Source organism: Butyricicoccus intestinisimiae, assembly GCF_018918345.1.
GTDB lineage: Bacteria > Bacillota > Clostridia > Oscillospirales > Butyricicoccaceae > Butyricicoccus_A > Butyricicoccus_A intestinisimiae.
In genome coordinates this window covers 235,548-259,563 of sequence record NZ_JAHLQI010000004.1, presented here as the reverse complement: position 1 = coordinate 259,563, position 24,016 = coordinate 235,548, and the positions used below count along the sequence as shown (strand labels likewise).

Genomic DNA, 24,016 nt, shown 5'->3' with positions numbered 1-24,016 from the left:
CCACTAAGCACAAAAACCGAAGTCTCAGTGCTTCGTTCGACTTGCATGTGTTAGGCACGCCGCCAGCGTTCATCCTGAGCCAGGATCAAACTCTCTAAAAAATTGTATTATCACGAGCAAAGCTCGTTATAATCAAAAATTTCAGCTATATGCTGGCTTGCTGTCATTTCTATACCGGTTTTACAGCGCCCGGTTCTCTTTCTGAGTATAAACTTCAAAAGAATTTCAGGTTTGTAATTCGTTCAAGTTACGTTGTTTAATTTACAAGGTACAATGTTTCGCTCATTTATGTGAGCTTTTTTATTATACATCAGACATTCAAGCTTGTCAAGAACTTTTTTCATTTCTTATCAAAACTTTTCGTTTGATGTCGTCGCTGTTTTGAAGCAGCAACTTTATTAGTTTAACACAAGCATTTCATTTTGTCAAGAAGTTTTTCCAACCTCTTTTCAAACATTCTTGTGTTTTGCGCTGATTCCTCAGCGGCAACTCAATTAGAATACCATAAACGTGTCATCCTGTCAAGCACTTTTTTCTTCCGATCAGTACTTTTTTCATTCCTCTGACTGGTTTGTGATGCCCTCTCGTTGAGTGCCTGAATAGAATACACCTTTTTCGACACAAAGTCAACACTTTTTTCGCGTTTATTTGCGTTTTTTTGTGTAACTATACCGTTTTTTCTTATTTTATACACAAGACAAGCTCTTCTGCACACAAATGCAAAAGAGCTTGTCTATATTATGATTGAATCTCCCGTTTTTTCAGCAATATGCTCGCTGCAACAAATAATGCTGCAAGCCAAGCAATGCATATAACAAGGAATATCGCATACTGTCCCGCCAGCATATCTGCCTTTTGATTGGAATTCATACCAACCTGCATAAGTGAATACGGCCACCATAATCCATGCCCTCTACTCGCCATAATGGTTCCGCAGACGCCACCAAACAAGGCGATAAACACCGGCACAGCGAAGCTGCGAATCAGCATGGACAAGATCATTTGTGCCGCAATGACTGCCAATCCGCCGATAATACCCCGCAGCAAAAAAATAAGCGTATCAATCGGAGGAAGTCCAGAAAAATGTGCAAATACTTTTCCGCAAAAAATATACAGCACAAAAGTGAATACCTGCGTCAGCAATACCATCTTGACGATAACCAGAAATTTCGCAAGGAAAATATCCATCCGATGAACCGGCGCGGAGACAAGCAAATTCCAATTATGCCCAAGGTGCTCCAATCTCCACAAGTACGCCGCATAAATTCCCACCATGGTCGGAAAGAAAAACAGAGAATAGAACAAGGTGTGCTGTGTCCACAGGCTATACCAACGTTCGTGCAAAATCGAAAGGTTTTGCAAATAATTAAACGTTCCATATGCTGCTGAAATCACCGGCAAAATAAAAAAAAGAATCCAGATCGGCGAGGCATGCAGCTTTCGATTTTCCGCAAGAATACACCGTTTGAGCATCGGATTATACCTCCTTCTTTTGAATCACGCGCCAGGTAACAATAAACAGCACGCTCATGAGTACGAATACCCAGATCAACAAGGGCCATTGATAACCTTGTGCGCCATAAATGACCGTATGTGTATCTCGGCTCCAATCTTTTATATAATACCTGCTGAGCGGAATATAATATCCCCACGGCACAAACAAGCTGAATCCTTTGGGCATAAAAGCAGAAAAGAGTCCGATAAGTGCACCCGCTATGCCCACGCACACGGCTGGCAATGGATTCTTCAGTAAGATTGTCAACAGAAATTCAAAGAAAAACAACATGATATTTACAGATACGGTACACAGCAGATAGTACGCAATTTGCCCAGCCGGCAAAACGTCAGCATATTGCTGCAAGTGTCCATTTACAGCAAACAACGTCATTTCAATTCCTGTAATCAAGAATATCTCCGCGATGCCGAGCAAGGATTTCGCAGCAAACAAACTGCGTCTGCTCTGCAAAGTATATAATAATTTCGGTGCATTTCCTTTGATTTCCACATCCCACAGACGACTTGCCAGCATTGCCATGGCAACCGGCATAATGACAGCGTGCATGAGCGTTGATGTAAACAGCAAAGAAGTATATGCCATCGCCGCCTCTTGCGCTGTTTTGGGTGCGGCCTGATACTCCCACACAAATGCAACAAGCGAAACCAACACGCAAATTAAGAAATCATGCCGTCTTTTTGCCTTGTGCAGTTCACAACGAAAGCTGTTCATTTTTCCCGCACCTCCTGCGCCGATTGTGTTAAGCTCAAGAAAATATCTTCCAGCGATTTTGTGTGTCGAATGAGTTCTACCACGCCCGCGCCGCTGTCCGCCAATTCCTGCACGATTTCCGCCAAACGAAAATCCGGCATCGGCGGCAGTGTCAGCACACCGTCTTTCTGCACAGTCGGCAGTCCCTTTTCCCGCAAGATCGGCATCGCTTTCAGCACATCCAGCACGCGAAGATTCAAATCACCTTGGCTATGTTTTCGCAATTCCTGCAGTGAGCCATCAAACAATGTCTTTCCATGATTGATAATGCCTACCCGATTTACCATTTGCTCCATTTCTCCGAGCAGATGGCTGGAAATCAATACAGTAGCACCGGTTTTCTCCGGCATTCCCGCAATCAACGCACGCATTTCCTGCATGCCCGCCGGATCTAATCCATTGGTCGGTTCATCCAAAATTAAAATTTCCGGATTTCCCAGCAGCGCCATGGCAATCCCCAGACGTTGTTTCATGCCCAGCGAATACTGTCCGACCTTCTTATCTTTATCCTGCGTCAGATGAACAACGTCCAACACATGTGCAATTTCTGTATGCTTGACATCTTTTAAGTCTGCAATAATTTGCAAATTTTCCTGCGCTGTCAAATGCAGATAACCAGACGGAGATTCGATGAGACTTCCGGTATGACGTAATAGTCGAATCCGATTTTGTTCTGTCATTTCTTGTCCCATCAACCGCACACTGCCGCTCGTCGAATGAACAAGCCCCAACAGCATTTTCATGCTTGTCGATTTACCCGCGCCGTTTGGTCCAATAAAGCCGTATACACAGCCTTTTGGCACACAAAGATTTAAATGATCTACCACAGTATGATTGCCGTACATCTTGCAGAGATCTTTCGTTTCTATCATGTTTTGCATAACATTCGCTCCTTTTCTCTCGCTGTTTCTTGGAACGATGTCAGTATAACAAACGATTCTTAATCTCCGCCGTGTCCTGCCTTAAGAATACCTTAATTTTGCCGCCGCTTTCTGGCGATGCCTGCGCAGACACAGTATAATAATCATGAGGTGAACCACAGTGAGAACAATTTACGAAGCAAAACTTCTTTTGATAGATGACAATCCGGATTTGATTCAATTGTTATGCGAGCAATTGAATCACGCAGGCTATACATGGATTCAAACAGCATCCAATTGCGAAGATGCCCGCACGGCATTTTCCAAGCAGCGTCCAGACTGTATGATATTGGACATCAATTTGCCGGACGGAGATGGATTTTCTCTTTTTCGGGAGCTGCGCGCGCAGGCAAATATTCCCACCTTATTTCTCTCAGCGCGAGATGCCGATGCCGACCGGCTGTTTGGTCTCGGTTTGGGTGCAGATGACTATTTAACGAAACCGTTTTTGATGCAAGAGCTTGTCCTGCGCATCCAGCATCTATTACAGCGCACCTATCGGGCAGAATTGCGCAGAAGTATGTCCGGTTCGATACAAATCGGCTCTCGAAACATCTTATTGTCCGATGCTTTGATACAGCTGCCGGACGGCAGCACGCTGTCCTTGACAGCAACCGAACGCACCATTCTGCAAAAGCTCATCGAAAATCGCGGTCATATCGTCACATACGATGCTTTATGTGAAGCGGTTTGGGGCGAGGGATATTATGGATACGAGAACAGCTTAAATGTACATATCCGCCACTTGCGCGAAAAAATCGGAGAAAACGTCGGCAAGCCCCAGTATCTTATTACGATGCGCGGTATCGGTTATAAATTGACGGAGGCTCGCTGATATGCATACATTTGCACGGTTGATTCGGCGATATGTTCTTGCCGCTATCAGCATTTTACTATTTCTCGTCGTCCTTTTTATCACATCATTATTTTGGTTTGGATACCACGCCGGTTTCGACTGGCAAAGCCATATGGCATATGGCACTGGCGAAATTGCCGACGCCATGATACAGAAAAACAATTCCTTACAGTTAGACGATGTGCACACGCCGGAGCAATGGATGGAAGGATATTCTTGGGCGATGGTATTGGATGACAGTGGCCGAATTATTTGGCAGTATCAATTGCCGGAGCATCTAAACCATTCTTATACCACACGCGAAGTTGCCGGATTCAGCCGATGGTATTTGGACGGTTATCCGGTATTTTGTCACGCAAAATCTTATGGTCTGTGTGTCATTGCGCTGCCGCCGAACAGTATCTGGCGATACAGTGTTTCCTGCTCTCTCAGTCTCATGACCGCTGTGCTGCATGGCATGTTTCCCGCCGTTCTCACGATTGTATTTGCTATTTTATTCTGCTGTCTGCTGTTTAGTTGGCAGGGCGCGCGTTCCTTACAAAATATTGAGCGCGGGCTGGACACGCTTTCGGAAGGCGAACCGGTTTCTCTGCCGGTATCCGGATTTACCAGCGATCTGGCGAAAAAACTCAACCAAACCAGTGCGCAGCTGCAAAAGCGCAATGAAATTATCTCTCGCAGGGATACCGCCCGTACCAATTGGATCGCCGGTGTCAGCCATGACATCCGCACACCACTTTCTCTCATTCTCGGTTGGGCAGAGCAACTGGAACATGATACCGCACTTTCTGCGAAAACACAGCAAAAAGCACAGAGAATTCGGATACAAAGCGAAAAAATCCGTTCTCTCATCGAGGATTTAAATCTGACCAGCAAATTACAGTATGGAGCTCAGCCGCTTCGCTGCCATTCTGTCATCCTCGGGCCATTTTTACGCCGCATTGTTGCAGAATTTTATGATTCGCCGCTTGCAAACGGCTGTACCATGGATTTACAGCAGGCAAAAGACACAGAAAATTGCTCTCTTTGCATAGACTCCGCTCTGATGACGCGAGCCATCGAAAATCTATTCAACAACAGCATTCGGCACAATGCCGCGCCGGTACATGTCACCGTGCAAACCCAGCGTTCCCACGGCATTGTGCAAATCATCATCACAGACACCGGCACCGGTTATCCTCCCGCCGTCCTGCACGCGCTCGTGCACGGCGAGGGAGAGAACACGCCGCACATTTTAGGGCTTCACATCGTTGAGCAAATCATGGAAGCACACGGCGGCGAGGTGCGATTCACGCAAAACGTACCCAACGGTGCCAAAACCATTCTAACGCTGCCGCTTACATAACAAAAAGCCCCTGTGCAGGGGCTTTTGTTATGTTCAACCGTTTTGATGCAGCGTTCGATACGTTGCAAATTGAAAATGACGATCCATCCAATCGCCAACGATGCCAACACCTTTTCCCATTGTCAGGGCTGCAGCAACCGTGCCGATGCCGAGACCGTCCAGATGTCCCAAGAAACACACCGTCATCACGCCCGTGACCAGCAAACAGGTTGCATCAAAGCCAATCTTAATCTTCGGATAACCAATTTTCGTAATGTCCTCCAGTTCTCGCGGAAACAGGTCGGTCGGAACAATCGGCATCTGACAGCGATTGGACAGCGCAATGCCAACGCAGATAATCAAATAGCTGAGGATAAAATAGATGATTCTCCAGTGCAGCGCCGTCGGCAGAATGTCAATCCAAAGCTCATGGAAATCCAGCAATTCGCCGAAAATAAAGCCGACGACAAAGCTAAACAGATATGGCAGCACAAACCGCTTGCGCATTACCATCAAACTAAAAATCAGCAGTCCCTGAAATAAATATGTCCAAGTACCTAGCGTCAAAGCCGGCAGCACTTCGGAGAAAGCAAACGGCAAGCTGGAAATTGCTGAAATGCCCGCGCCGGAATACAGCATCAGCACAACGCCGAATGCATCAATAAAGACGGCAAAAATCAGCGCCAGCTCTCCACGAATTAAAATTTTATCTTGTGTCACCATAATATGAAAACCTCCTGCGTGTACTGTATCGCAGGTAGTCTAAAAGAGCAAATGAATAGTTTGAATAGAACGATAGTTTTTATCTATGTTTTATGGTATACTACTGTCATGCTATAGGAGGAACCGCGTATGAACTTAGATTATCTCCGATATTTTGTAAAGCTCGCAGAGGTTCGGCACTACACCAGAGCCGCGGAACAGCTATGTATTTCTCAGCCCAGTCTGAGCCACGCCATCCGGCAATTGGAAACCGAACTCGGCGTCCCGCTGTTCGAAAAAAACGGCCGCAACACGACGTTAACTCGTTTTGGCACAGATTTTTTATCCTGTGCACAGCGAACACTCACCGCATTAGATGACGGGGTAACCGCACTGCAAAAAAGCGCACGCGGCGAAGGTCTGATCCGTTTGGGATTTCTGCGCGTCCTCGGCATTCGTTATATTCCGCAGCTTGCCGCACAGTTTTTGGCTGCAAATCCAGACAAGCACATTCAGTTTGATTTCCACAGCGATCGCACACAGGCGCTGCTCGACGGGCTTTCCGCGCAGGCGTTTGATTTGGTATTTTGCTCCAAACCTGCACCCAACATGCATATGACGGCAATTCCGGTCACACAGCAGGAACTCGTCCTGATTGTGCCGCCCAATCATCCACTTTCTCATCAGCACAGCATTGATCTCTCCGAAGCGCTGCCATATCCGATGATTTATTTCGCCAAAGGCTCCGGTCTGCGCGAAGTCGTGGATGATTTGTTCGCTTCTTTCGGCGCAGTCCCGCGTATCGCGCTGGAAACAGAAGAAGATCAGGTCATTGCCGGTCTTGTCGCACAGGGATTTGGCATTGCCGTGGTTCCGTACATGGATTTGCTGCTCAAGCTGGATCTCTGTATTTTAAAAATCAGCGCGCCGCCGTACAAACGCGAATTTTTCATGATTCATAACACCGATGTGTTTCTCTCTCCCGCAGCCGATGCCTTTCGACGCTTTGTGCTCGCGCACGGACAAAGCGATCCCAGTCATGCAGTCAATCTATAATTTTATACATACAATTGATACAACAAAATCCACCGGCGTGCACCGGTGGATTTTGTTTTGATCGTCATGATATCACATCTGCGCCGAACGGCATCAGGGACAGCTTTGCCATCTTAAAGCACTGCATTCCCACCGGAATGCCAACAATCGTAATGCACCAGACCGCACCCAATGCCAGATAACCCAACGCCATTTCCCATCCGAAGAAAATCAGCCAAACGATGTTGGCAAGAAAGGAAATGCTGCCTCCGCCATATACGACATCTTTGCCAAACGGAAAAAATGCCAGCGAGGCAAATTTAAAACACTGTAATCCAAACGGTATGCCGATAATCGTGATGCACCAAATGCACCCCGCCAGCGTCCATGCCAGACCGCCGATCAGACCGCCAAATAGAAACCACAAAATATTTCCCAATGTACGCATAATTTTCCCTCCTGTTCCTGATTTGTTTTGGTATCGACAGCATACCACATCTTTCTCCCGCCTGTAAATACATCCGAAAAATTTTACAGATTTGTCATCTGAACCGGTCGGCAATCCGCGTAAAAAGTGAATAAATTATGAACAAACGCCAAGAAAACTAGCCAAACCGTCTCATTTTAAGCACTTTGATTTCCAACACTTGCTTTCTATCCAACACTTTTATGCATATTGATATTGAATTGCGTCAAACAAATACAGTATAATATGTATTACATATTATCTTCCAATCGAAGAAAGTTTTAGATACACACGAGGAGGGAGTCTATGCGATCTGTTTTTCAGATTTTTCGGCGGGATCTTCGCCGCCTGCTACGCAACCCTGCCGCAGCACTGGTCATGGCAGGCGTGTGTCTTTTGCCGTCATTTTATGCATGGTTTAATATTGCGGCCAACATGGACCCATACAGCAATACGCAGGGCATCAAGGTGGCTGTTGCCAACAATGACACCGGCGCAGACACAAAGATGCTGTCACTCAATGCAGGTGACGAAATCATAAAAAAGCTAAAAGACAACGACCAGCTCGGCTGGACATTCGTTGACACCAAGGACGCAAAAGAAGGCGTAAAATCCGGTGAATATTACGCCGCCATCGTCATTCCAAAGGATTTCAGCGAATCGCTGGTCAGCGTGTTATCCGGAAAGCTGGAACAGCCGGAGCTTGACTACTATATCAACGAAAAGAAAAATGCGATTGCGCCGAAAATCACCGACACCGGCGCATCGACCATTCAGCAGCAAATCAATGACACGTTCTCCGCTGTCGCATCGGAATCTATTTCGGATGCGATTCGCTCGTCTGTCACCAATCTCGAGGGCGATGTAAACAGCACCAACCAAGAACTGACCAGTTCCATTTCCAGCGTGCAGAACAACCTGTCGCAGTATCAAACGGCGGCACAAAACTTTCAGAACACGGTGAAACAGTCCAATTCCGTCATTGATGACACCATTGCCGCGCTGGATCAGGTGGATAAAACCGCACAGACCAGCTCGAACGCGCTGTGCAATGTTTCTGCCCAGCTGTCAAACAGCAGAACAGCCCTCGGCACGCTCTCCGGACAAATTTCTCAAAATCTGTCTAGCGGCGAGACACAGCTCAACACCATTTCTATTGCCACTTCTACCAAGCTCGGCATTTTTGAAACCAATGCAAACGATGTGCTGACTACCGTTGGAAACGGCATTGACTCCGCCACACAGCTCAACCAGAAAAATACGCAGATTATCAACGATTTATACGCCCTGCATCAGAGCATTCAGAACGATTCCTCGCTTTCCAATGCTATCACAGAGCAAATCCAAAAGCTGCAAACGCAAAACGCCTCTCTGCAGGAATTGCTGGATTCCCTGAATTCCAGCAACTCCGCCATGAAAGAGGCCGTCAGCACAGCTAAGACAACGCGCACGTCTCTGGAACAGATTGCATCCAACGGAAAATCGTCCCTGCAAAAATCGCGCGACAAGTTAAACGCACAGGTTTTCCCGCAAATCAACCAGTCTTTGGATGGTCTCTCCACCGTAAACGGCGATTTGACGGCCGCACTGTCCGGCATTCCATCGACAACCAAGCAAGTCAAGCAGGTATTGACACAGCTGAAAACCACGATGAACGACAGCGCCGATATGCTCAGTCAGGCAGGCAAAACCCTCGATTCTGTCAATGAGAAGCTGGGGACAATCTCCACCGATTTGAAATCTCTGCAAAGCTCTTATGCGTATCAGAAGCTGCTCTCTCTGGAAGGCATTGACGCCGATGCTGTTGCCGATTTCATGTCCTCTCCGGTCTCCATCCAGTCGGATGTACAGTATGATGTGAAAAATTACGGTTCCGGCATGACACCGTTTTACACAAACCTCGCGCTTTGGGTCGGCGGCTTGATTCTGGTGTCTATTCTCAAGCAGGAAGTAGACACCGACGGACTGCGCCGACGCTTTACTCCAACACAGGGATATTTCGGCCGCTGGCTTCTGTTCATCGTCTCTGGTCTCATCCAAGGCGTGATTGTCTGTGCCGGTGATCTCGTCTTGCTGAAGGTGCAATGTGTGCATCCGATTGCCTTTGTTTTCGCGGGCATGGTATGCTCCTTTGTATATGTCAACATCATTTATGCACTCGCCGCAACCTTTAAGCACATCGGCAAAGCGGTTGCCGTTGTGTTAATCATCCTGCAGATTCCGGGTTCTTCCGGCACGTACCCCATCGAAATGATGCCGGAGTTTTTCCAAAAGCTGCATCCTCTGTTCCCGTTTACCTATGGCATCAACGCCATGCGCGAATGCATCGCCGGATATTACGGCAATCTGTATGTCAAGAATCTGCTTTTCCTGTCCATCTTTGTCGCACTGTCGCTGTTTATCGGTTTGGTTTTGCGGCCGCTGCTGCAGAACCTCAACCATTTGTTTGACAGACGATTGGACACAACCGAACTGATGCTGTGCGAAACGGCCACCGCCGAGTACCAGCGTCCGACCATGCGCATGCTGATCCGGACGCTTGCCCGCGACGAGGTCGCCAAACAGCGATACTTGGATCGCTCTGTAAAGTTTGAGCGAAATTACTCCAAGCGCATCAAGTACGGCTTCCTGTGTATGTTAATTATCCCGCTCGTCTTTTTGATTTTGATGTTCAGCTTGGATTCCAAGCTCGTCTTTTTGGTTCTGTGGATTGTTTCTTTGATTGCTCTGTCGGTATATTTGATTGTCGTTGAATACATCCACGATAAGATTCAGCGACAGATTGATCTCAACGGACTGACATCGGATGAACTGATGCAGGCAATAAAGGAGAACAAGAGCAGATGAAAAATATATGGCAAATATTCAAACGGGATGTTCTGCGCATCCGCACAAACGTCATTGCCATGATTGTTATCATGGGAGTTACTGTCGTCCCCTGCCTGTACGCATGGTTTAACATTGCGGGCAGCTGGGATCCGTATTCCAACACCGGCAATCTAAAAGTAGCCGTAGCCAGCGTCGATGACGGTTACGAAGGCAGTTTGATTCCCATTCGCATCAATATCGGTGATCAGGTGTTGTCTTCCCTGCGCGAAAACACGCAGATGGATTGGGTGTTTACCAGCCAAGAAAATGCCGTGTCCGGCGTGCAGTCGGGTGAATACTACGCCGCGATTGTCATTCCAAAAGATTTCAGCAACAAAATGATGAGTATTTTTTCGGATGACATTCAAAAGCCAGACATTATTTATTATTCCAATGCCAAGGAAAACGCCATCGCGCCGAAGGTCACAGACAAAGGCGCTTCTGCGATTCAGAAACAAATCAATCAGACCTTTATCAAAACGGTTTCCAGCACTGCGCTGACTGCGTTCCAGTCGGTTTCCAACATGGCAAAAGCAACCGGTTCGGAGTCGATTGCAGACAATCTGTCCAACAATCTCAATCAGATTGCCGCTGATTTGTCCTCTGCGAGTGCCACCACGCAGTCGTTTTCCAATTTGACCTCCTCGGCGCAGCAATTGCTCACGGCAACCTCCGATTCGCTGGATCAGGCGAAAACCCAGACTTCCAGCGGCAAGAAGGCGCTGAACGACACAAAAAAGTCATTTTCCAGTCTAAGTAGCGCACTGGGCGGTGCAACGGACAGCATCAACGACGCGCTCAGCTCCGGTGCAGACTTCTACAGTCAAGTCTCTGCGACCTTGGATTCCGCCTTTGACACGCAGTCCAAGGATGTCTCCGCCGTTGCAGATACGCTTCGCACGCTTGCCAAAAAGATAGACAATGTCATTGATGCGTATACGTCTCTGCGCGATTCCATTTCTTCGATAGAAACCTCCCATCCGGAACTGGCTTCTTTGACACAGCCGATTGTCGCAAAGCTCAACAGCGCTATCACCACGCAGACCGATTTGCGCGACAAGCTCAACAGCACAGCGACTTCGCTGCAGGATTCCAGCACCGACCTCAAAACCGCGAAATCCGAGCTGGATGCTCTTGTAAAGCAGAGCACGCAGGATGTCAAGAGTGTGCAGTCGGATTATGAATCCAATCTGAAACGTTCGCTCGACAGCCTTTCGGCTTCTGTCTCAGATGCCGAGGGCAGCCTGAGCAGCTTGATGTCTCAAATCGGAAAAAGTGCAGACGGCGTGTCCGGACTGGCGAAATCGGCAAACTCTGATTTGTCACAAATCCAGTCTGCACTCAACAATTCCGGCAGCCTGCTTTCGGATGCCGCAAAGAAAATCACCGACACCACCGCCAAGCTGGATGAGATGAAACAGAGCGGCGATTATTCCGAATTAAAGACGCTGCTCAGCGACAACCAAGACGCGCTCACTGCCTTTCTTGCAACGCCGGTTTCTCTGAAAACCCATCAGGTTTACAAGATTGACAACTATGGCTCGTCAATGGCGCCATTTTATTCCACGCTTTCTATCTGGATTGGCGGCATCGTCCTCGTTGCCATGTTGAAAGTAACCGTATCGAAAAAGTGCCTTGAGGGACTGCACCGCGTCAAAACCCATCAGATTTATTTGGGACGATATATTATCTTTCTGATTGTCGGCCTCATGCAAAGCACCTTGATTGCAGCCGGTGATCTGTGGTATTTGGGTATTCAATGCGAGCATCCGTTCCTATTCTTACTCGCTTGCTGGTTCTCCAGTATTGTGTATGTCAATATTATCTACACGCTGACCGTGTCCTTCGGAGACATCGGCAAAGCCATCAGCGTTGTCCTGCTCGTCATGCAGGTAGCTGGTTCTGGCGGCACCTTCCCGATTGAAGTTGCGCCGAAGTTCTTCCAGATGGTGTATCCGCTGCTTCCGTTCGTCCACAGCATGGCTGCCATGCGCGAGACAGTCGGTGGCATGTATGGCATGACCTATTGGATCGAGCTGGGCAAGCTGGGTATTTTCCTGATTCTCTCTCTGATCGTTGGTCTGCTGCTGCGCAAACCAATCATTCGACTCAACGATGCTTTCACAGAAAAGCTGGAAGAAACCAAAATTATGTAACGCAAAAGCCGCCGCATTCACAAAACGTGAATGCGGCGGCTGCTTTATTGGAAATACAAAGAGAGATTACAGAAACGGTCGCGTGGTATCTGCGCCCATCTTGATAACGTCTTCTGCGTCCATCTGCCAATATTCCGGACGGAACAACTCCAAACAAGCTGGGCCATCATAACCGACTGCCTGAACGGCATCGGAAACTGCCTGTACCGGAATGGCACCCAGACCCGGCATCAGACGATGGCAGTGGTCGAGAATGCCAAGCGGCAGGTCTTCGCAGTCATTGATATGGAAGACAAACAGCTTCTCTTTCGGAATCTTTTTGATGTACTCGACATCTGCGCACTTATCATGCAGATACACGTTGATGCAGTCTACCGTCAAGCCTACGCTGTCGCGATTTACTGCCTGTACGATTTCCAGTGCCTGCCGCACGCTGTTGCAGCACCACTTTTTATCGCCAATCGGTTCAAAGGACAGCTTGACGCCATACGGCTCCGCAATGTCTGCGAGCTGATTGAGTACCTTCACGGAATCGTCAAAGACTTCCTTCTCATTCTTAGTGCAAATCTCCGGCGTCACAGTCGGAACGACAATCATGTACGGGTTGCCGATCTGCTGTGCGATTTCGCAGCCGAACGTAAACAGCTCAACCAGTTCCTTCCACTCCAGCTCATTGCAAAAATTGATATTTTCAATCGAGTTGAATGCGAACGGCTTCAGGTGGCTCTTGGCAAAGAACGCCTTGAGGTCATCGACCGTATGGGTCTTGAGATAGTCCTTGAGCATATCCAGACGCAGCTCGATATAGTCATAGCCATACTTTTCGCAAAGTTCCAAATCCTTTTCTACCGTAGAATTTTCCTTACAGGTAGCTTCATTATAACCAAGTTTCAACATAAACGAAGGTTCCTTTCTTACATTTCTCCGCGTGCTTCACGCTCTGCCAGATCCTTCATAACCTTCGGATAAATCTTATCCAGCTTATAGAATACCAGAACGATAATTGCAACAATCCAAACAAAAATCGGGCCAAACTTGAAGATGGTCGTAATCATGCTGATTGCGGAATCCGGCTGTACAGCGCCGCCTGCTGTCGAGCTGAGGAAGCCTGCGCCCTCCAGCATCAGCGTCATTACCGCACTTGTGATACCGGTGCCGATCTTGAAGCCCATCGAGCCTGCGCCGAACACCAAGCTCTCCTGACGCAGATGGCTCTTCCACTGACCATATTCTACCACATCTCCCATCATTCCGAAAACAACAGAAGTAAGCGGAGCCTGACCGAGAGAACGGATAATTGTCATAGCGAGCAGCCAGCCAACATTGGTCGGGTTCACCATAATCAGTGCATGTGCAACAACGACTACGATACAGCCAAACAGCGACAAGTCGCGCTTGTTGAACTTCTTCAGCAGCATCGGGCACGCAATGGCGCCGACAATCAAAGATACAATCTCTGCCGTGTAAATCAAGCTGTAAATGTTATCATTGCCCAGTACATATTTGCAGTAATACGGCAGATCGGTGCCGATGATCGTGGTATGTACACAGGTAACGGTCCAGAGAATCAGGGTTGCCCAGAAGTACGGATTGCTCAGCAGCGCTTTAATCTGGCGGCCGGCACCAACCTTTTTGGTATTTGCTGCCTGCTGCTCCAGATTCACGGTTTCCTTGCACTGGAAGAAGCAGATAAACAGAAGAATCACGGCGATGACACACCAGATACTCATGGTCTTAATCCATGCTGCTTGGTCATTGCCCATCATCTTTACAACCGGCAGGGTAAATGTAACTGCGATAATCTTACCGACCGGAGACAGTGCCATGCGGAAGATGGACAGCAAGTCACGCTCGTGAGAGGAACGTGTCATCATGGTAGACAGCGTACCATACGGAACGTTGATTGCTGTGTAGCAAACGGTGGTGCACAGGTTGTAGGTGATAAAGATGTACCAGAACTGAATCGTGTTGCTGCTCTGCGGTACACAGAACATCGAAACCGCACACACAGCATACGGGATAGCCATCCACAAAATCCACGGACGCGCCTTGCCCCACTTTGTCTTTGTCTTGCTGACTAGAACGCCCATGATGACATCCGAGAAGCCGTCAAATACACGGGAAACCAGCATGGCAAGACCAACGGTTGCCACGGCTACGCCTGCATAGTCTGTATAGAACAGCGTCAGCAGGGCACTAATCATACCAAATACAATGTTGCAGGCGGTATCACCCAAGCCATATGAAATGCGGACACCTACGTTCAATCCGCCTGTTTTCGTTTCATTCATATTAAGTCCTTTCTCTTTCCTGCTGTACAGCTCGTACCACATCCGCCAGCACCTGTGCTGTCTTCGGCCCTAATGTGCTCGTATCCATGCACAGATGATAGTTGGAAGGTTTGCCCCATTCCTGACCGGTGTGATATTTATAGTAAGCCGCACGGCGGCGATCCATCTTGACGGTTTCCGTTGCCGGATTCTGCTCCGGATGGAACTTCTTGATATTTTCCATACGTGCCTTCAGGCTCGAATACAGAAAAATACTGTAGCGATTGGGATTATCCTGTAAAACGTAATCTGCACAGCGTCCAACGATAACACAGGGCTTTTGTGCAAGCTCTAAAATTGTCTGAGATTGTAAAATAAACATGCGGTCATCGGAATCCGCTACGGCGCCAAAGCCTCCGAGACCAAACGGGAGTGGATTTTTCGACTGATTTTCCATTTCATTCAGACGATCTTCATCCAAATTGTGCTGCCGTGCGGTCATCTTCACGATTTCGCTGTCATAAAAAGGCACATCCAGCAGAGCGGCCAATCTCTTGCCAATATCATGGCCGCCGGTGCCGTATTCACGGCTGATGGTAATCACCATATCCTGTTTTTTCATATTTCTTCTCCTTTTAGAAGTGGCCCGAATAGAGCTGATGCTCTATTCGGGTCAGTTGCTTATCAGCCAATCTCGTCCAGCTTAACCGGACGACCTTCCTTCAGAGACTTAGCAGCAGCCATAGCAATCTTAACCGGCTGGATGCCATCGAAACCGTTAACCGGCGTCTCTGTATCATTGAGAACAGCCTCAGTAAATGCCTTCGCCTCAGCGATAAATGCGTTGTTGTAGCGCTCCAGGAAGAACCAAGTCGGCTTGGAAACTTCTACGCCTTCTGCGCTGGAAATCATAGCGGTGTCGTTCAGGTCGTTGGATACCTGTACGCAGCCCTTGTCGCAATGTACTTCGGTGCGCTGATCGTAACCGTAATGAGCGGCACGGCTGTTGTCGATGACGCCCAGTGCGCCATTCTCGAACTTCATCATAACGATTGCGGTGTCTACATCGTCATACTGGTCATAGCCTGCACCGGACAGCGCTGCGCCGTAAGCGGTAACCTCGGTTACTTCGCTGCCTGCCAGATAACGAACCATATCGAAATCATGAATGGTCATATCCATGAAGATGCCGCCAGAAACCTTGATGTAGTCCATGGACTGATGGTCTGGGTCACGGGAAGTTACCTTGACAATGTTCGGCTTGCCCAGTCTGCCAGAAGCAACGGTATCACGAACCATCTTGTGGTTGTGATCGAAGCGGCGAACAAAGCCTACCTGCAGCTTGATGCCGGCTTCCTTGACTGCGTCCAGAGCTTCCTGAATCTTGTCCAGCTTGGTATCAATCGGCTTCTCACAGAATGCATGCTTGCCGGCCTTTGCAGCGCGGATAATAAACTCTGCGTGGGTGCTGGTGGAAGAGCAAATAAATACTGCGTCGATGGTCGGATCGGAGAAAATCTTTTCCGGATCATCGTAACACTTTTCAATGCCCATATTTGCAGCCCATGCGCGGGTTGCATCGTTCATAAACGGATCTGCTACAGCATACAGCTCTGCTTCCGGAACGGAATGCGCCAAATTTTCACCATGCAGCTTGCCGATGCGTCCTGCGCCCAACAAACCAATGCGTACCTTTTTCATAAGAAATCTCTCCTTCTCTTGTGACTTCATGATCGTATCAGATCATCTCATTTTCGTTTTTGCACGCAAATAAATATTGCATAATACAATTTATTTTTCTCACGTGCCATATTCTTTACTATGCCTTTATTATACGGAATTTTTCAAAAAATCGTTATCGGATTATTGTGTGAAAACCCGCCGGATTTCCGAGATTTTCCGTAATTTTTTCGTTTTTATTTCAGATTCTTGCTATTTCATCCTTGCTGTCCATCCGGCATTCCAATTCTTTGTGCAATTTTCCAGCGCAATATCCCGCTATTTTCAAAAAAATCATGCCAAAAATTCACTATTTGATAATTTTATAACGAAACAGCACGCTGTGTATTTGATTTCAGCTTTCCGGTTTTGATTTTTACCACAAGAATCCGCTATTTTTCTTTTTTGGCAGCGATTGTTCTGTTTCTGTCTGTTGTGTTTTGTTGAATTTTTCTTTGATTCTCCGCAAAACAGGCGAGTAAGCTGCATCCTATTTGCGTCTTTCGGCTGCAAATCAAAACATCTTTTCGCAAGATGTTGAAAGTTCCATCAAACAGACCGTGCTATAATAAGCAAAACAGAAAGAAAGGAGCAGCAGGATGAATTCCAACCGTTTTTTATCTACCCATTTGCGCAGTGATAAAATCCCGCAATTTTGCGGCAGCCACTTAATTACCGAAGATCACAGCGCCAAACACGCCGTTCTCCCTCATACACATGAAGACTTTCTCGAGCTCTATTATGTGTACAACGGAGAGGGGCGCTACATGGTCAACAACCAGTTTTACGATGTCAAGGAGGGCGATATTGTCATCTGCAATGCCGGCGTTCTGCACGGTGAGGATCCCAGCGAGTCGCGCCGCAGCCGTTCTTACAGCATTGCTATTTCCAACGTTTGCTTTCTGGGGCTTTCTGAAAATCAGCTATGCGATGCAGAAACCGTTCCCGTGATATCCTGCGGCATGCTGGCGCCGCAAATCGGCGAGCTGTTTCACTTGATTTATTTGCTGTCCTACGACACGAAAAATCTTCACGAGACCTGCAACGGTCTATCCTTATCCCTTCTGCTTCTCACATACGAAATGATTCTCAGCCGCAGCCGCCACACTGTCATTCGCCCGCGTTCTTCTTCCTCTGCCACGGCAGACCGCGTACAGCAGTATCTCGACGCACATTACCGCGAACCGATTACCCTCGCAGTTGTCAGCAAATCGCTGCACATCAATCCGTATTATCTATCGCATGTGTTTAAAAATGAATTTGGCGTCCCGCCCATGCAGTATGTCATGAAACGCCGCATCGGCGAAGCACAGAACCTTCTGGCCGACAGCACCGTTTCCATCGGAGATATTGCGGATCACTTGGGATTCAGCAGCATTTGCCATCTCAACACCATGTTTAATAAATACGTCGGTATGCCGCCCGGAAAATATCGGCAATCGCGCAAAAATATGCAGGAATAATACAATCGCTGCCTTCTCCAAAGAGAGGACAGCGATTTGTTTTGCTCCAGTTTTACATAAAAAGCATACAGGCAGCGTCCATGCGGACGCTGCCTGTAAACCAATTCAGAATGTATAGGAAATATTCAGAGAGACGCTTGATTAAAGAATGGTTTTACTTCTCCTTGCGTGCGATTGCCTTTTCTGCTGCTGCAACGATGTCAGCTGCCAGCAGATGATACTGCTCCATCAGGTAATCCTGCGGGCCTACCTGACCAAACTGCTCCTGAATGCCGATTCGTTCCAGCGGAACCAAGCACTGATCAGTCAGTACATTGGACACAGCAGAACCCAGACCGCAGGAAACCTGATGATTTTCAGCCGTTACAATCGCACCGGTTTCCTTTGCAGCCTTGAGGATAAGTTCTGCATCCAGCGGCTTCCACGTGTGCATATCAATGACACGAGCGGAAACACCCTTTGCAGCGAGCTGCTCTTCCGCCTTGAGTGCCTCATCAACCAGAATGCCCGATGCAATAATGGTAACATCGGTACCATCTCTCAAGGTGACACCCTTGCCAATTTCAAAATCCGAGCCGTCTGCATACACTGTGGTAAAGCCCTTGCGAATCAAACGCATATAGCTCAGACCCGGAACCTTTGCCAGCTTCTTGGTCAGCGCATAGGTCTGCGCATAGTCGCAGGAATCAATGACAACGGATTCCGGCACAGACATGTACAGCGCACAGTCCTCAAACGGCATATGCGTTGCGCCGTTGAATGCGGCACACACGCCAGGGTCAGAACCGATAACATGTACCGGCAGCTTGGAATATCCAGCGGCCAAAAATGCCTGATCAAACATGCGGCGTGCAGCAAAGCAGCCGAACGAGTGAATAAATACATCCAGACCAGTAGCAGCCATGCCAGCAGCTACGCCCATGGCATTCTGCTCGGCAATGCCAGCATTAAACGTCTGTCCCGGAAAGGCTTTCAGCAGCTTTCCGGTATTGATGCAGCCCATCAAGTCGCAGTCAATATGGATGAGATCTTTATTTGTTTCCATCATTTCCAGCATAGCAGAAACATAACCATCGCGGTTTGCGCGGCTGTCCTTTTCATGCTTTCCAATCAAAGTATAGCTCATTGGTTCGTTCCTCCTTACTGTTCTGCCCGAATGGCAGCAAGCTGTGCTTCCGATGCGGCGATTGCTTCATCCCACTGTTCCTTTGTCGGCTGGGAAGAATGTGCGCCGGACGGCTCTGCAAAGGTTGCTCCCTTGCCCTTGACGGTATTGAGAATCAAGCAGGTCGGCTGTCCCTTTACCGTATATGCTTCTGCAATGGCATCGGAAATCTGTTCTACATCGTTGCCGTCCTGCACATCAATGACATGCCAGCCAAATGCATCAAATTTTGCGCCGATGCCCTTGCCATGGCTCATGACATCTGCTACTGCACCGTCCAGCTGACGCTTGTTGTTGTCTACGAGGCACACCAGATTGTCGAGCTTGTAGTGCGCAGCAAACTGTGCTGCCTCCCAAACTTCGCCTTCATCACACTCGCCGTCGCCGACTGCTACGAATACATGGTTGGTGCGTCCCTTTACCTTGCTGCCCAGCGCTGCGCCGACAGCTTCACTCATGCCCTGACCAAGAGAACCGGTGGTCAGATCTACGCCAACCGTCTTGCGGCGGTCGGTGTGGGACGGAAAATCTGTGCCCGGCTGATTCAGCGTATACGCAGATTCCATCGGATAATATCCCTTGAGGCCGAGCGTTGCGTACATAACCGGGCCGCCATGTCCCTTGGACAATACAAACCAGTCACGATCTTCCCAGCGCGGGTTCTTCGGGTCAATGTTCATGACATCGCCGTACAGTACAGCCATGGCATCTGCCATGGACATCGAGCCGCCGACATGACCAAAACCGCGCGAACCAATGATCTTCAGTGTCTCCAGACGAATTTCCGCTGCAAACACACGCAGATCATGCAATTTTTGCTTGTTCATAGTGTTCTCCTGTCTTTGTCTTGAATTATTTGTCCAACTGTTCCTCATAAGCTTCGAGAATCATCTCTGCCAGCTTGACGGCACCCGTGCAGTCTGCCGCTGTAGCACTCTGCGATTGTTCTCCCGCCTGTACTTCATTGACAAACTGCTGCAATTCCTGATAGTACGCTTCGCCCCAGCGGTCAAGATAATGATCGATGCATTCATGCACTTCTCCCTGACCAGTGAACTGTGTCACTCGCGCTCTGCGCGGCGATTCACAGATGCGAAGGGTACCCTTTGTGCCGATAATTTCGCTCTCTACATGAGATCCATGCGGCGCCGTGCGTCCGCAGTAGAAAAAGGCTGCCGCGTTGTTGTCGAACTTGACGAGGGAAAATCCATTGTCTACATCATGATTTTTTGCAAAGCCATCAAATACATAGGCGCCGCCGCAGGCAAATGCCTGTTTGGGTTCTGCGCCAAGCAGCCAGCGTGCCAAATCATAGTCATGCACGCCCATATCGACAAACCACTTGCCGTTGGCCTCTGCCCGCGCCACTTGCGCTTCACCCTGCCAGATTGGGTCTAAGCTGTAGCCGCGGAAGAAGATCGGTGCGCCAATCTCCCCTGCTTCAATTCGGCGTTTAGCATCGGCATACGATGCATCAAATCGCCGCATAAATCCAACTGCAAATATTTTCCCGTTCTGTGCTGCCAAGCGTTCGATTTCTGCACATTCCGCCGCATTCATTCCTGTCGGCTTTTCAATAAAGATGTGCAGACCCTTCTCGACTGCCATGCGAACATGCTCCAAATGTACATTGGTTGGCGAAATAATCGCCACTGCATCCAACTGTGCTTTGTCCAGCATTTCTGCAAAATCCGTATAAGTTTCCGGTGTTTCCCAATCGCGCTGCACTTCATCCAGCTTGGACTGGGTGCGCGTGCAAACAGCTGCCAGCTGTGCATTCGGAATTCGGTACATCAAATTTTCTGCGTGAACCTTACCCAGCGGTCCAAGACCGACCAAACCAACGCGAACCTTTTTCATACTACTCTCCTTAGTCGATGCGGGCGATCGCCTTTGCCAGCTTCTTCTTCATCTCAATGTTACCCTGACGAGCAATCATGATGCGCTGAGCCTGCGGAGAACCTGCGCCATGCATGGACTCCGGCAGATAACCGACAGCTGCGGTACCCATCGTCATGTTTTCAATCAGGCGCAGTACACGCATACGATCTTCCGTCGGAACAGAAGCAACGCCCTTCAGATACTTCTCGATGTAATCATGGGTCTCCGGATTGCGATAATCTGCCTCGGACGGCTGGGTTACCATCAGGCCGCCTGCCAGATCCTGTGCCAGACGCGCAATATCATACGGGAAACGGGTGACGTTCTGCTTGCAGACGTTCGCCAGCAGCAGATCAATCAGATAGTTGCCGGACTTGGTCGGTGCGCCCTGAGAGGAACATGCAATGCCGCAGGCATACAGGGTCTCATTCAGGTGCGTCATCTCGATGATTTTATCCTTAACGTGAGAAGCCTTTGCACAGCCTGCCATCTCAACCGCCAGCTGCGTAGCGCCAATCAAAACGTCGCCTACACCAACCTTGCAGCCACCGTAAGACTGACGATGATAACCGGCAAAGCGCTCTACCATCATGCCGGCAAATGCGGTCTCGCCATTCAGGAAGATCATATCATTCGGAATAAATACGCGGTCAAAGATAACCAAAACTTCGTGTCCGCCGTACTGCTTGTTGCCGACATCAATGTCGTTGTACTCCTCGGTCTTGCGGGTATCGCAGGACTGACGACCCAGAATCAGTGTGATGCCTTCTGCATCTGTCGGGCAGGCAAACGAAACAGCGTAATCCTCATCACCCTCGCGCATCGAAATGGTCGGCATAACCAGAACATAATGGCTGTTCAGGTAACCGGTCTGATGTGCCTTAGCGCCGGTTACATATACGCCGTCCGGCGTGCGCTCTACAACATGCAGGAACAGATCCGGATCAGCCTGCTTGGACGGAGACAGTCCGCGGTCACCCTTAACGTCGGTCATTGCGCCGTCTACTGCCAAATCTTCATCCTGAACCATCGTCCAGAACTTCTTAAAGTTTTCGTGATACTTGGTGCCACATGCCTCATCGGTCTCATATGTAGTGGAGTAAACAGCGTTTGCTGCATCCATACCTACACAGCGCTGGAAACAAGCTGCGGTCTTCTGACCAAGCAGACGCTGCATCTTTACCTTCTTAATCAGATCATCAGTGGACTGATGCAGATGGGTAAAGCGGTTTACCTTCTTGCCTGTCAGATTAGAAGTTGCTGTCATCAGATCTTCGTACTGCGGATCCTCTGCCAGCTCATAAGTTGTTGCAAACGAATTCAGGGACGGACGAACGATCGGATCGTCTACCACGTTTTCTACTCGCTTGCCGAAGCGATACAGCTTCAGGTGCAGCTTGCGCAGAGATTCGATGTACTGTTCTTTGGTCATCATAATAAATTCCTTCTTTCTGCTCTTTACTATCGTATTTATGTTTTACACTTCCAGCGTTTCGCCGAAGCGCTTTGCATACTCTTCTGCCAGCTCTGCACGGAATTTCGGATGTGCAATGGCAATCAGGCGTTTTGCTCGCTCGCGCAGCGTCTGTCCGCGCAGCTGTGCAACGCCGTATTCCGTCACGATGTAATTGACGTCACAGCGGCTGGTTGTAACCGGACCGCCTGTCGTAATCGTTGTGACAATCTTGGATTCCGATTCGTCCTTTGTTGTGGAGTGCAGCGCGATAATGGAACGGCCGCCCTTTGACAGATTTGCACCGCGCACAAAGTCCATCTGACCGCCAATACCGGAAATCTGCTTCAATCCAATTGCCTCTGCACAAACCTGACCCTGCAGGTCGACCTGTACACAAGAATTGATGGAAACCACGTTGTCATTCTGCGAAATAATCGCCGGATTGTTGCAGACATCAACCGGCATCATCTGAATCATTGGATTGTTGTTGACAAAATCATACAGCTTGCGGCTGCCCATCAAGAAGGTCACGCAGGCGCGTCCAACATCGCGCTGCTTGCACGAACCATTGATAACGCCTTTTTCAAACAGCGGCAGCACACCGTCCGAGAACATCTCGGAATGCAGACCCAGATTCTTCTTATCGCCGAGGAAGGAGCAAACGGCATCCGGCACGGCGCCAATGCCCAGCTGGAGACAATCGCCATCGTGCACCAAGTCCGCAATGTACTTGCCGATTTTCTTGTCTTCTTCCGTGATGCGCGGCGGCTTTGCCTCCGGCAGCGGCTCCCAAGACAGCAAAAATCCGTCAATATCTGTGACATGAATAAAACTCTCGCCAAATGTGCGCGGCATATTCGGGTTGACCTCTGCAATGACCGTCTTTGCGGATTTTGCAGCCTGCCAGCCGTAGTCACACGACAGACCGATGGACACATATCCGCGCTCGTCCGGAGGCGAGCAGGTAAATGCAAACACATCTACCGGCAGTTCACCGTTGCGGAACATGTGCGGCACATCGGAAAAGAATGCCGGCGTATAATCTGCGCGGTTTTCTGCGATGGCCTTGCGGGCAGGACCGCCTACAAACAGCGCATTGTGACGGAAATGATCCTCCATGCCCGGCTGTAAATATTCGCCGGAGCCAAGATATACCATGTGCGCTACTTCGACATTGTGAAACTGCTGTGCCATCTGCGCCATGGTACGCTGAAAGATAATCGGTTCTCCGACTGCGTGCCCAAATACAACGCGGTCACCGTCCTTGATTACGGATACAGCATCTTCCGGTTTCATCGTATGTTCTTTATAATACGTTCTCCAATCCATGCTTGATCTCTCCTTATTTCATCGTATTTCCTTAATTTTGATGTTTCTGTTTTTGTTGGCTTTAGTCTATCATTTTGTCCAAAATTATTCTTTCAACTTCTTGTTTTTTCACATTTCGAACAAACTGAACCAATTTTTTA

General features: G+C 48.7%; 20 protein-coding genes and 1 rRNA gene. 6 read left to right on the top strand and 15 right to left on the bottom strand.

Features of this window, described 5'->3' with window-relative positions:
- The 4 genes from KQI75_RS09590 to KQI75_RS09575 all read right to left on the bottom strand — a co-directional run.
- Window positions 1-101, bottom strand: a 16S ribosomal RNA gene (locus tag KQI75_RS09590); the annotation flags it as partial.
- Window positions 102-738: 637 nt separating this feature from the next.
- Entirely contained in the window at window positions 739-1,473 is a 735-nt protein-coding gene (locus tag KQI75_RS09585; RefSeq protein WP_216470552.1) for an ABC transporter permease, read from the bottom strand.
- A gap of 4 nt (window positions 1,474-1,477) precedes the next feature.
- Window positions 1,478-2,227 (bottom strand): ABC transporter permease, encoded by a 750-nt coding sequence (locus tag KQI75_RS09580; RefSeq protein ID WP_216470551.1) that lies wholly within the window; start codon window positions 2,225-2,227, stop codon window positions 1,478-1,480.
- Window positions 2,224-3,147 (bottom strand): ABC transporter ATP-binding protein, encoded by a 924-nt coding sequence (locus KQI75_RS09575; RefSeq protein WP_216470550.1) that lies wholly within the window; start codon window positions 3,145-3,147, stop codon window positions 2,224-2,226. Before KQI75_RS09575 ends, KQI75_RS09580 begins: the two co-directional genes overlap by 4 nt.
- A gap of 160 nt (window positions 3,148-3,307) precedes the next feature.
- Here KQI75_RS09575 and KQI75_RS09570 point away from each other — a divergent pair, with 160 nt between their 5' ends.
- Complete coding sequence (locus KQI75_RS09570) at window positions 3,308-4,021, top strand: response regulator transcription factor (RefSeq protein ID WP_216470549.1); 714 nt, start codon at window positions 3,308-3,310, stop codon at window positions 4,019-4,021.
- 1 nt (window position 4,022) lies between these two features.
- Entirely contained in the window at window positions 4,023-5,387 is a 1,365-nt protein-coding gene (locus KQI75_RS09565) for a sensor histidine kinase (RefSeq protein WP_216470548.1), read from the top strand.
- A 33-nt stretch (window positions 5,388-5,420) separates the two neighbouring features.
- Here KQI75_RS09565 and KQI75_RS09560 read toward each other — a convergent pair whose 3' ends face one another.
- Window positions 5,421-6,089: a DUF6198 family protein gene (locus KQI75_RS09560; protein ID WP_216470547.1), complete on the bottom strand. Its 669-nt coding sequence runs from the start codon at window positions 6,087-6,089 to the stop codon at window positions 5,421-5,423.
- A 129-nt stretch (window positions 6,090-6,218) separates the two neighbouring features.
- On the opposite strand from KQI75_RS09560, the gene KQI75_RS09555 reads away from it, so the two are divergent.
- Window positions 6,219-7,124: a LysR family transcriptional regulator gene (locus tag KQI75_RS09555; RefSeq protein WP_216470546.1), complete on the top strand. Its 906-nt coding sequence runs from the start codon at window positions 6,219-6,221 to the stop codon at window positions 7,122-7,124.
- Between the two features lie 64 nt (window positions 7,125-7,188).
- Here KQI75_RS09555 and KQI75_RS09550 read toward each other — a convergent pair whose 3' ends face one another.
- Complete coding sequence (locus tag KQI75_RS09550) at window positions 7,189-7,551, bottom strand: YccF domain-containing protein (RefSeq protein WP_216470545.1); 363 nt, start codon at window positions 7,549-7,551, stop codon at window positions 7,189-7,191.
- A 324-nt stretch (window positions 7,552-7,875) separates the two neighbouring features.
- Here KQI75_RS09550 and KQI75_RS09545 point away from each other — a divergent pair, with 324 nt between their 5' ends.
- Entirely contained in the window at window positions 7,876-10,416 is a 2,541-nt protein-coding gene (locus tag KQI75_RS09545; RefSeq protein WP_216470544.1) for a YhgE/Pip domain-containing protein, read from the top strand.
- Complete coding sequence (locus tag KQI75_RS09540) at window positions 10,413-12,593, top strand: YhgE/Pip domain-containing protein (protein WP_216470543.1); 2,181 nt, start codon at window positions 10,413-10,415, stop codon at window positions 12,591-12,593. Before KQI75_RS09545 ends, KQI75_RS09540 begins: the two co-directional genes overlap by 4 nt.
- Before the next feature lie 66 nt (window positions 12,594-12,659).
- On the opposite strand, the gene KQI75_RS09535 is transcribed toward KQI75_RS09540, so the two are convergent.
- The 4 genes from KQI75_RS09535 to iolG all read right to left on the bottom strand — a co-directional run bounded on the left by KQI75_RS09535 (window position 12,660) and on the right by iolG (window position 16,564).
- Complete coding sequence (locus KQI75_RS09535; RefSeq protein ID WP_246566551.1) at window positions 12,660-13,490, bottom strand: sugar phosphate isomerase/epimerase family protein; 831 nt, start codon at window positions 13,488-13,490, stop codon at window positions 12,660-12,662.
- A 17-nt stretch (window positions 13,491-13,507) separates the two neighbouring features.
- On the bottom strand, window positions 13,508-14,884 hold the full coding sequence (locus KQI75_RS09530) for an MFS transporter (protein WP_216470542.1): 1,377 nt from the start codon (window positions 14,882-14,884) through the stop codon (window positions 13,508-13,510).
- Window position 14,885: 1 nt separating this feature from the next.
- Window positions 14,886-15,485: a cytidylate kinase-like family protein gene (locus tag KQI75_RS09525; protein ID WP_216470541.1), complete on the bottom strand. Its 600-nt coding sequence runs from the start codon at window positions 15,483-15,485 to the stop codon at window positions 14,886-14,888.
- A gap of 62 nt (window positions 15,486-15,547) precedes the next feature.
- Window positions 15,548-16,564 (bottom strand): inositol 2-dehydrogenase, encoded by a 1,017-nt coding sequence (iolG, locus tag KQI75_RS09520; protein WP_246566549.1) that lies wholly within the window; start codon window positions 16,562-16,564, stop codon window positions 15,548-15,550.
- Between the two features lie 617 nt (window positions 16,565-17,181).
- Between iolG and KQI75_RS09515 the strand changes: the two genes are divergently transcribed.
- Entirely contained in the window at window positions 17,182-18,045 is an 864-nt protein-coding gene (locus tag KQI75_RS09515) for a helix-turn-helix domain-containing protein (RefSeq protein ID WP_216470539.1), read from the top strand.
- Window positions 18,046-18,199: 154 nt separating this feature from the next.
- Here KQI75_RS09515 and KQI75_RS09510 read toward each other — a convergent pair whose 3' ends face one another.
- From KQI75_RS09510 to KQI75_RS09490, 5 genes are read right to left on the bottom strand one after another with little or no spacing between them, the layout of a single operon-like run.
- On the bottom strand, window positions 18,200-19,171 hold the full coding sequence (locus tag KQI75_RS09510) for a transketolase family protein (RefSeq protein ID WP_216470538.1): 972 nt from the start codon (window positions 19,169-19,171) through the stop codon (window positions 18,200-18,202).
- 14 nt (window positions 19,172-19,185) lie between these two features.
- Window positions 19,186-20,037 (bottom strand): transketolase, encoded by an 852-nt coding sequence (locus KQI75_RS09505; protein WP_216470537.1) that lies wholly within the window; start codon window positions 20,035-20,037, stop codon window positions 19,186-19,188.
- A 25-nt stretch (window positions 20,038-20,062) separates the two neighbouring features.
- Window positions 20,063-21,070, bottom strand: a complete 1,008-nt coding sequence (locus tag KQI75_RS09500; protein ID WP_216470536.1) for a Gfo/Idh/MocA family oxidoreductase — start codon at window positions 21,068-21,070, stop codon at window positions 20,063-20,065.
- Between the two features lie 10 nt (window positions 21,071-21,080).
- Complete coding sequence (locus KQI75_RS09495) at window positions 21,081-22,526, bottom strand: 4-hydroxyphenylacetate 3-hydroxylase family protein (RefSeq protein ID WP_216470535.1); 1,446 nt, start codon at window positions 22,524-22,526, stop codon at window positions 21,081-21,083.
- Window positions 22,527-22,568: 42 nt separating this feature from the next.
- Complete coding sequence (locus KQI75_RS09490) at window positions 22,569-23,876, bottom strand: acetyl-CoA hydrolase/transferase family protein (RefSeq protein WP_216470534.1); 1,308 nt, start codon at window positions 23,874-23,876, stop codon at window positions 22,569-22,571.
- Window positions 23,877-24,016 lie beyond the last annotated feature (140 nt).

Bases quoted from the DNA above. Each gene is read 5' to 3' on its own strand.
- KQI75_RS09585 (WP_216470552.1), bottom strand. From the start codon at position 1,473: ATGCTCAAACGGTGTATTCTTGCGGAAAATCGAAAGCTGCATGCCTCG.
- KQI75_RS09580 (WP_216470551.1), bottom strand. From the start codon at position 2,227: ATGAACAGCTTTCGTTGTGAACTGCACAAGGCAAAAAGACGGCATGAT.
- KQI75_RS09575 (WP_216470550.1), bottom strand. From the start codon at position 3,147: ATGCAAAACATGATAGAAACGAAAGATCTCTGCAAGATGTACGGCAAT.
- KQI75_RS09565 (WP_216470548.1), top strand. From the start codon at position 4,023: ATGCATACATTTGCACGGTTGATTCGGCGATATGTTCTTGCCGCTATC.
- KQI75_RS09560 (WP_216470547.1), bottom strand. From the start codon at position 6,089: ATGGTGACACAAGATAAAATTTTAATTCGTGGAGAGCTGGCGCTGATT.
- KQI75_RS09555 (WP_216470546.1), top strand. From the start codon at position 6,219: ATGAACTTAGATTATCTCCGATATTTTGTAAAGCTCGCAGAGGTTCGG.
- KQI75_RS09550 (WP_216470545.1), bottom strand. From the start codon at position 7,551: ATGCGTACATTGGGAAATATTTTGTGGTTTCTATTTGGCGGTCTGATC.
- KQI75_RS09545 (WP_216470544.1), top strand. From the start codon at position 7,876: ATGCGATCTGTTTTTCAGATTTTTCGGCGGGATCTTCGCCGCCTGCTA.
- KQI75_RS09540 (WP_216470543.1), top strand. From the start codon at position 10,413: ATGAAAAATATATGGCAAATATTCAAACGGGATGTTCTGCGCATCCGC.
- KQI75_RS09535 (WP_246566551.1), bottom strand. From the start codon at position 13,490: ATGTTGAAACTTGGTTATAATGAAGCTACCTGTAAGGAAAATTCTACG.
- KQI75_RS09530 (WP_216470542.1), bottom strand. From the start codon at position 14,884: ATGAATGAAACGAAAACAGGCGGATTGAACGTAGGTGTCCGCATTTCA.
- KQI75_RS09525 (WP_216470541.1), bottom strand. From the start codon at position 15,485: ATGAAAAAACAGGATATGGTGATTACCATCAGCCGTGAATACGGCACC.
- iolG (WP_246566549.1), bottom strand. From the start codon at position 16,564: ATGAAAAAGGTACGCATTGGTTTGTTGGGCGCAGGACGCATCGGCAAG.
- KQI75_RS09515 (WP_216470539.1), top strand. From the start codon at position 17,182: ATGAATTCCAACCGTTTTTTATCTACCCATTTGCGCAGTGATAAAATC.
- KQI75_RS09510 (WP_216470538.1), bottom strand. From the start codon at position 19,171: ATGAGCTATACTTTGATTGGAAAGCATGAAAAGGACAGCCGCGCAAAC.
- KQI75_RS09505 (WP_216470537.1), bottom strand. From the start codon at position 20,037: ATGAACAAGCAAAAATTGCATGATCTGCGTGTGTTTGCAGCGGAAATT.
- KQI75_RS09500 (WP_216470536.1), bottom strand. From the start codon at position 21,070: ATGAAAAAGGTTCGCGTTGGTTTGGTCGGTCTTGGACCGCTGGGTAAG.
- KQI75_RS09495 (WP_216470535.1), bottom strand. From the start codon at position 22,526: ATGATGACCAAAGAACAGTACATCGAATCTCTGCGCAAGCTGCACCTG.
- KQI75_RS09490 (WP_216470534.1), bottom strand. From the start codon at position 23,876: ATGGATTGGAGAACGTATTATAAAGAACATACGATGAAACCGGAAGAT.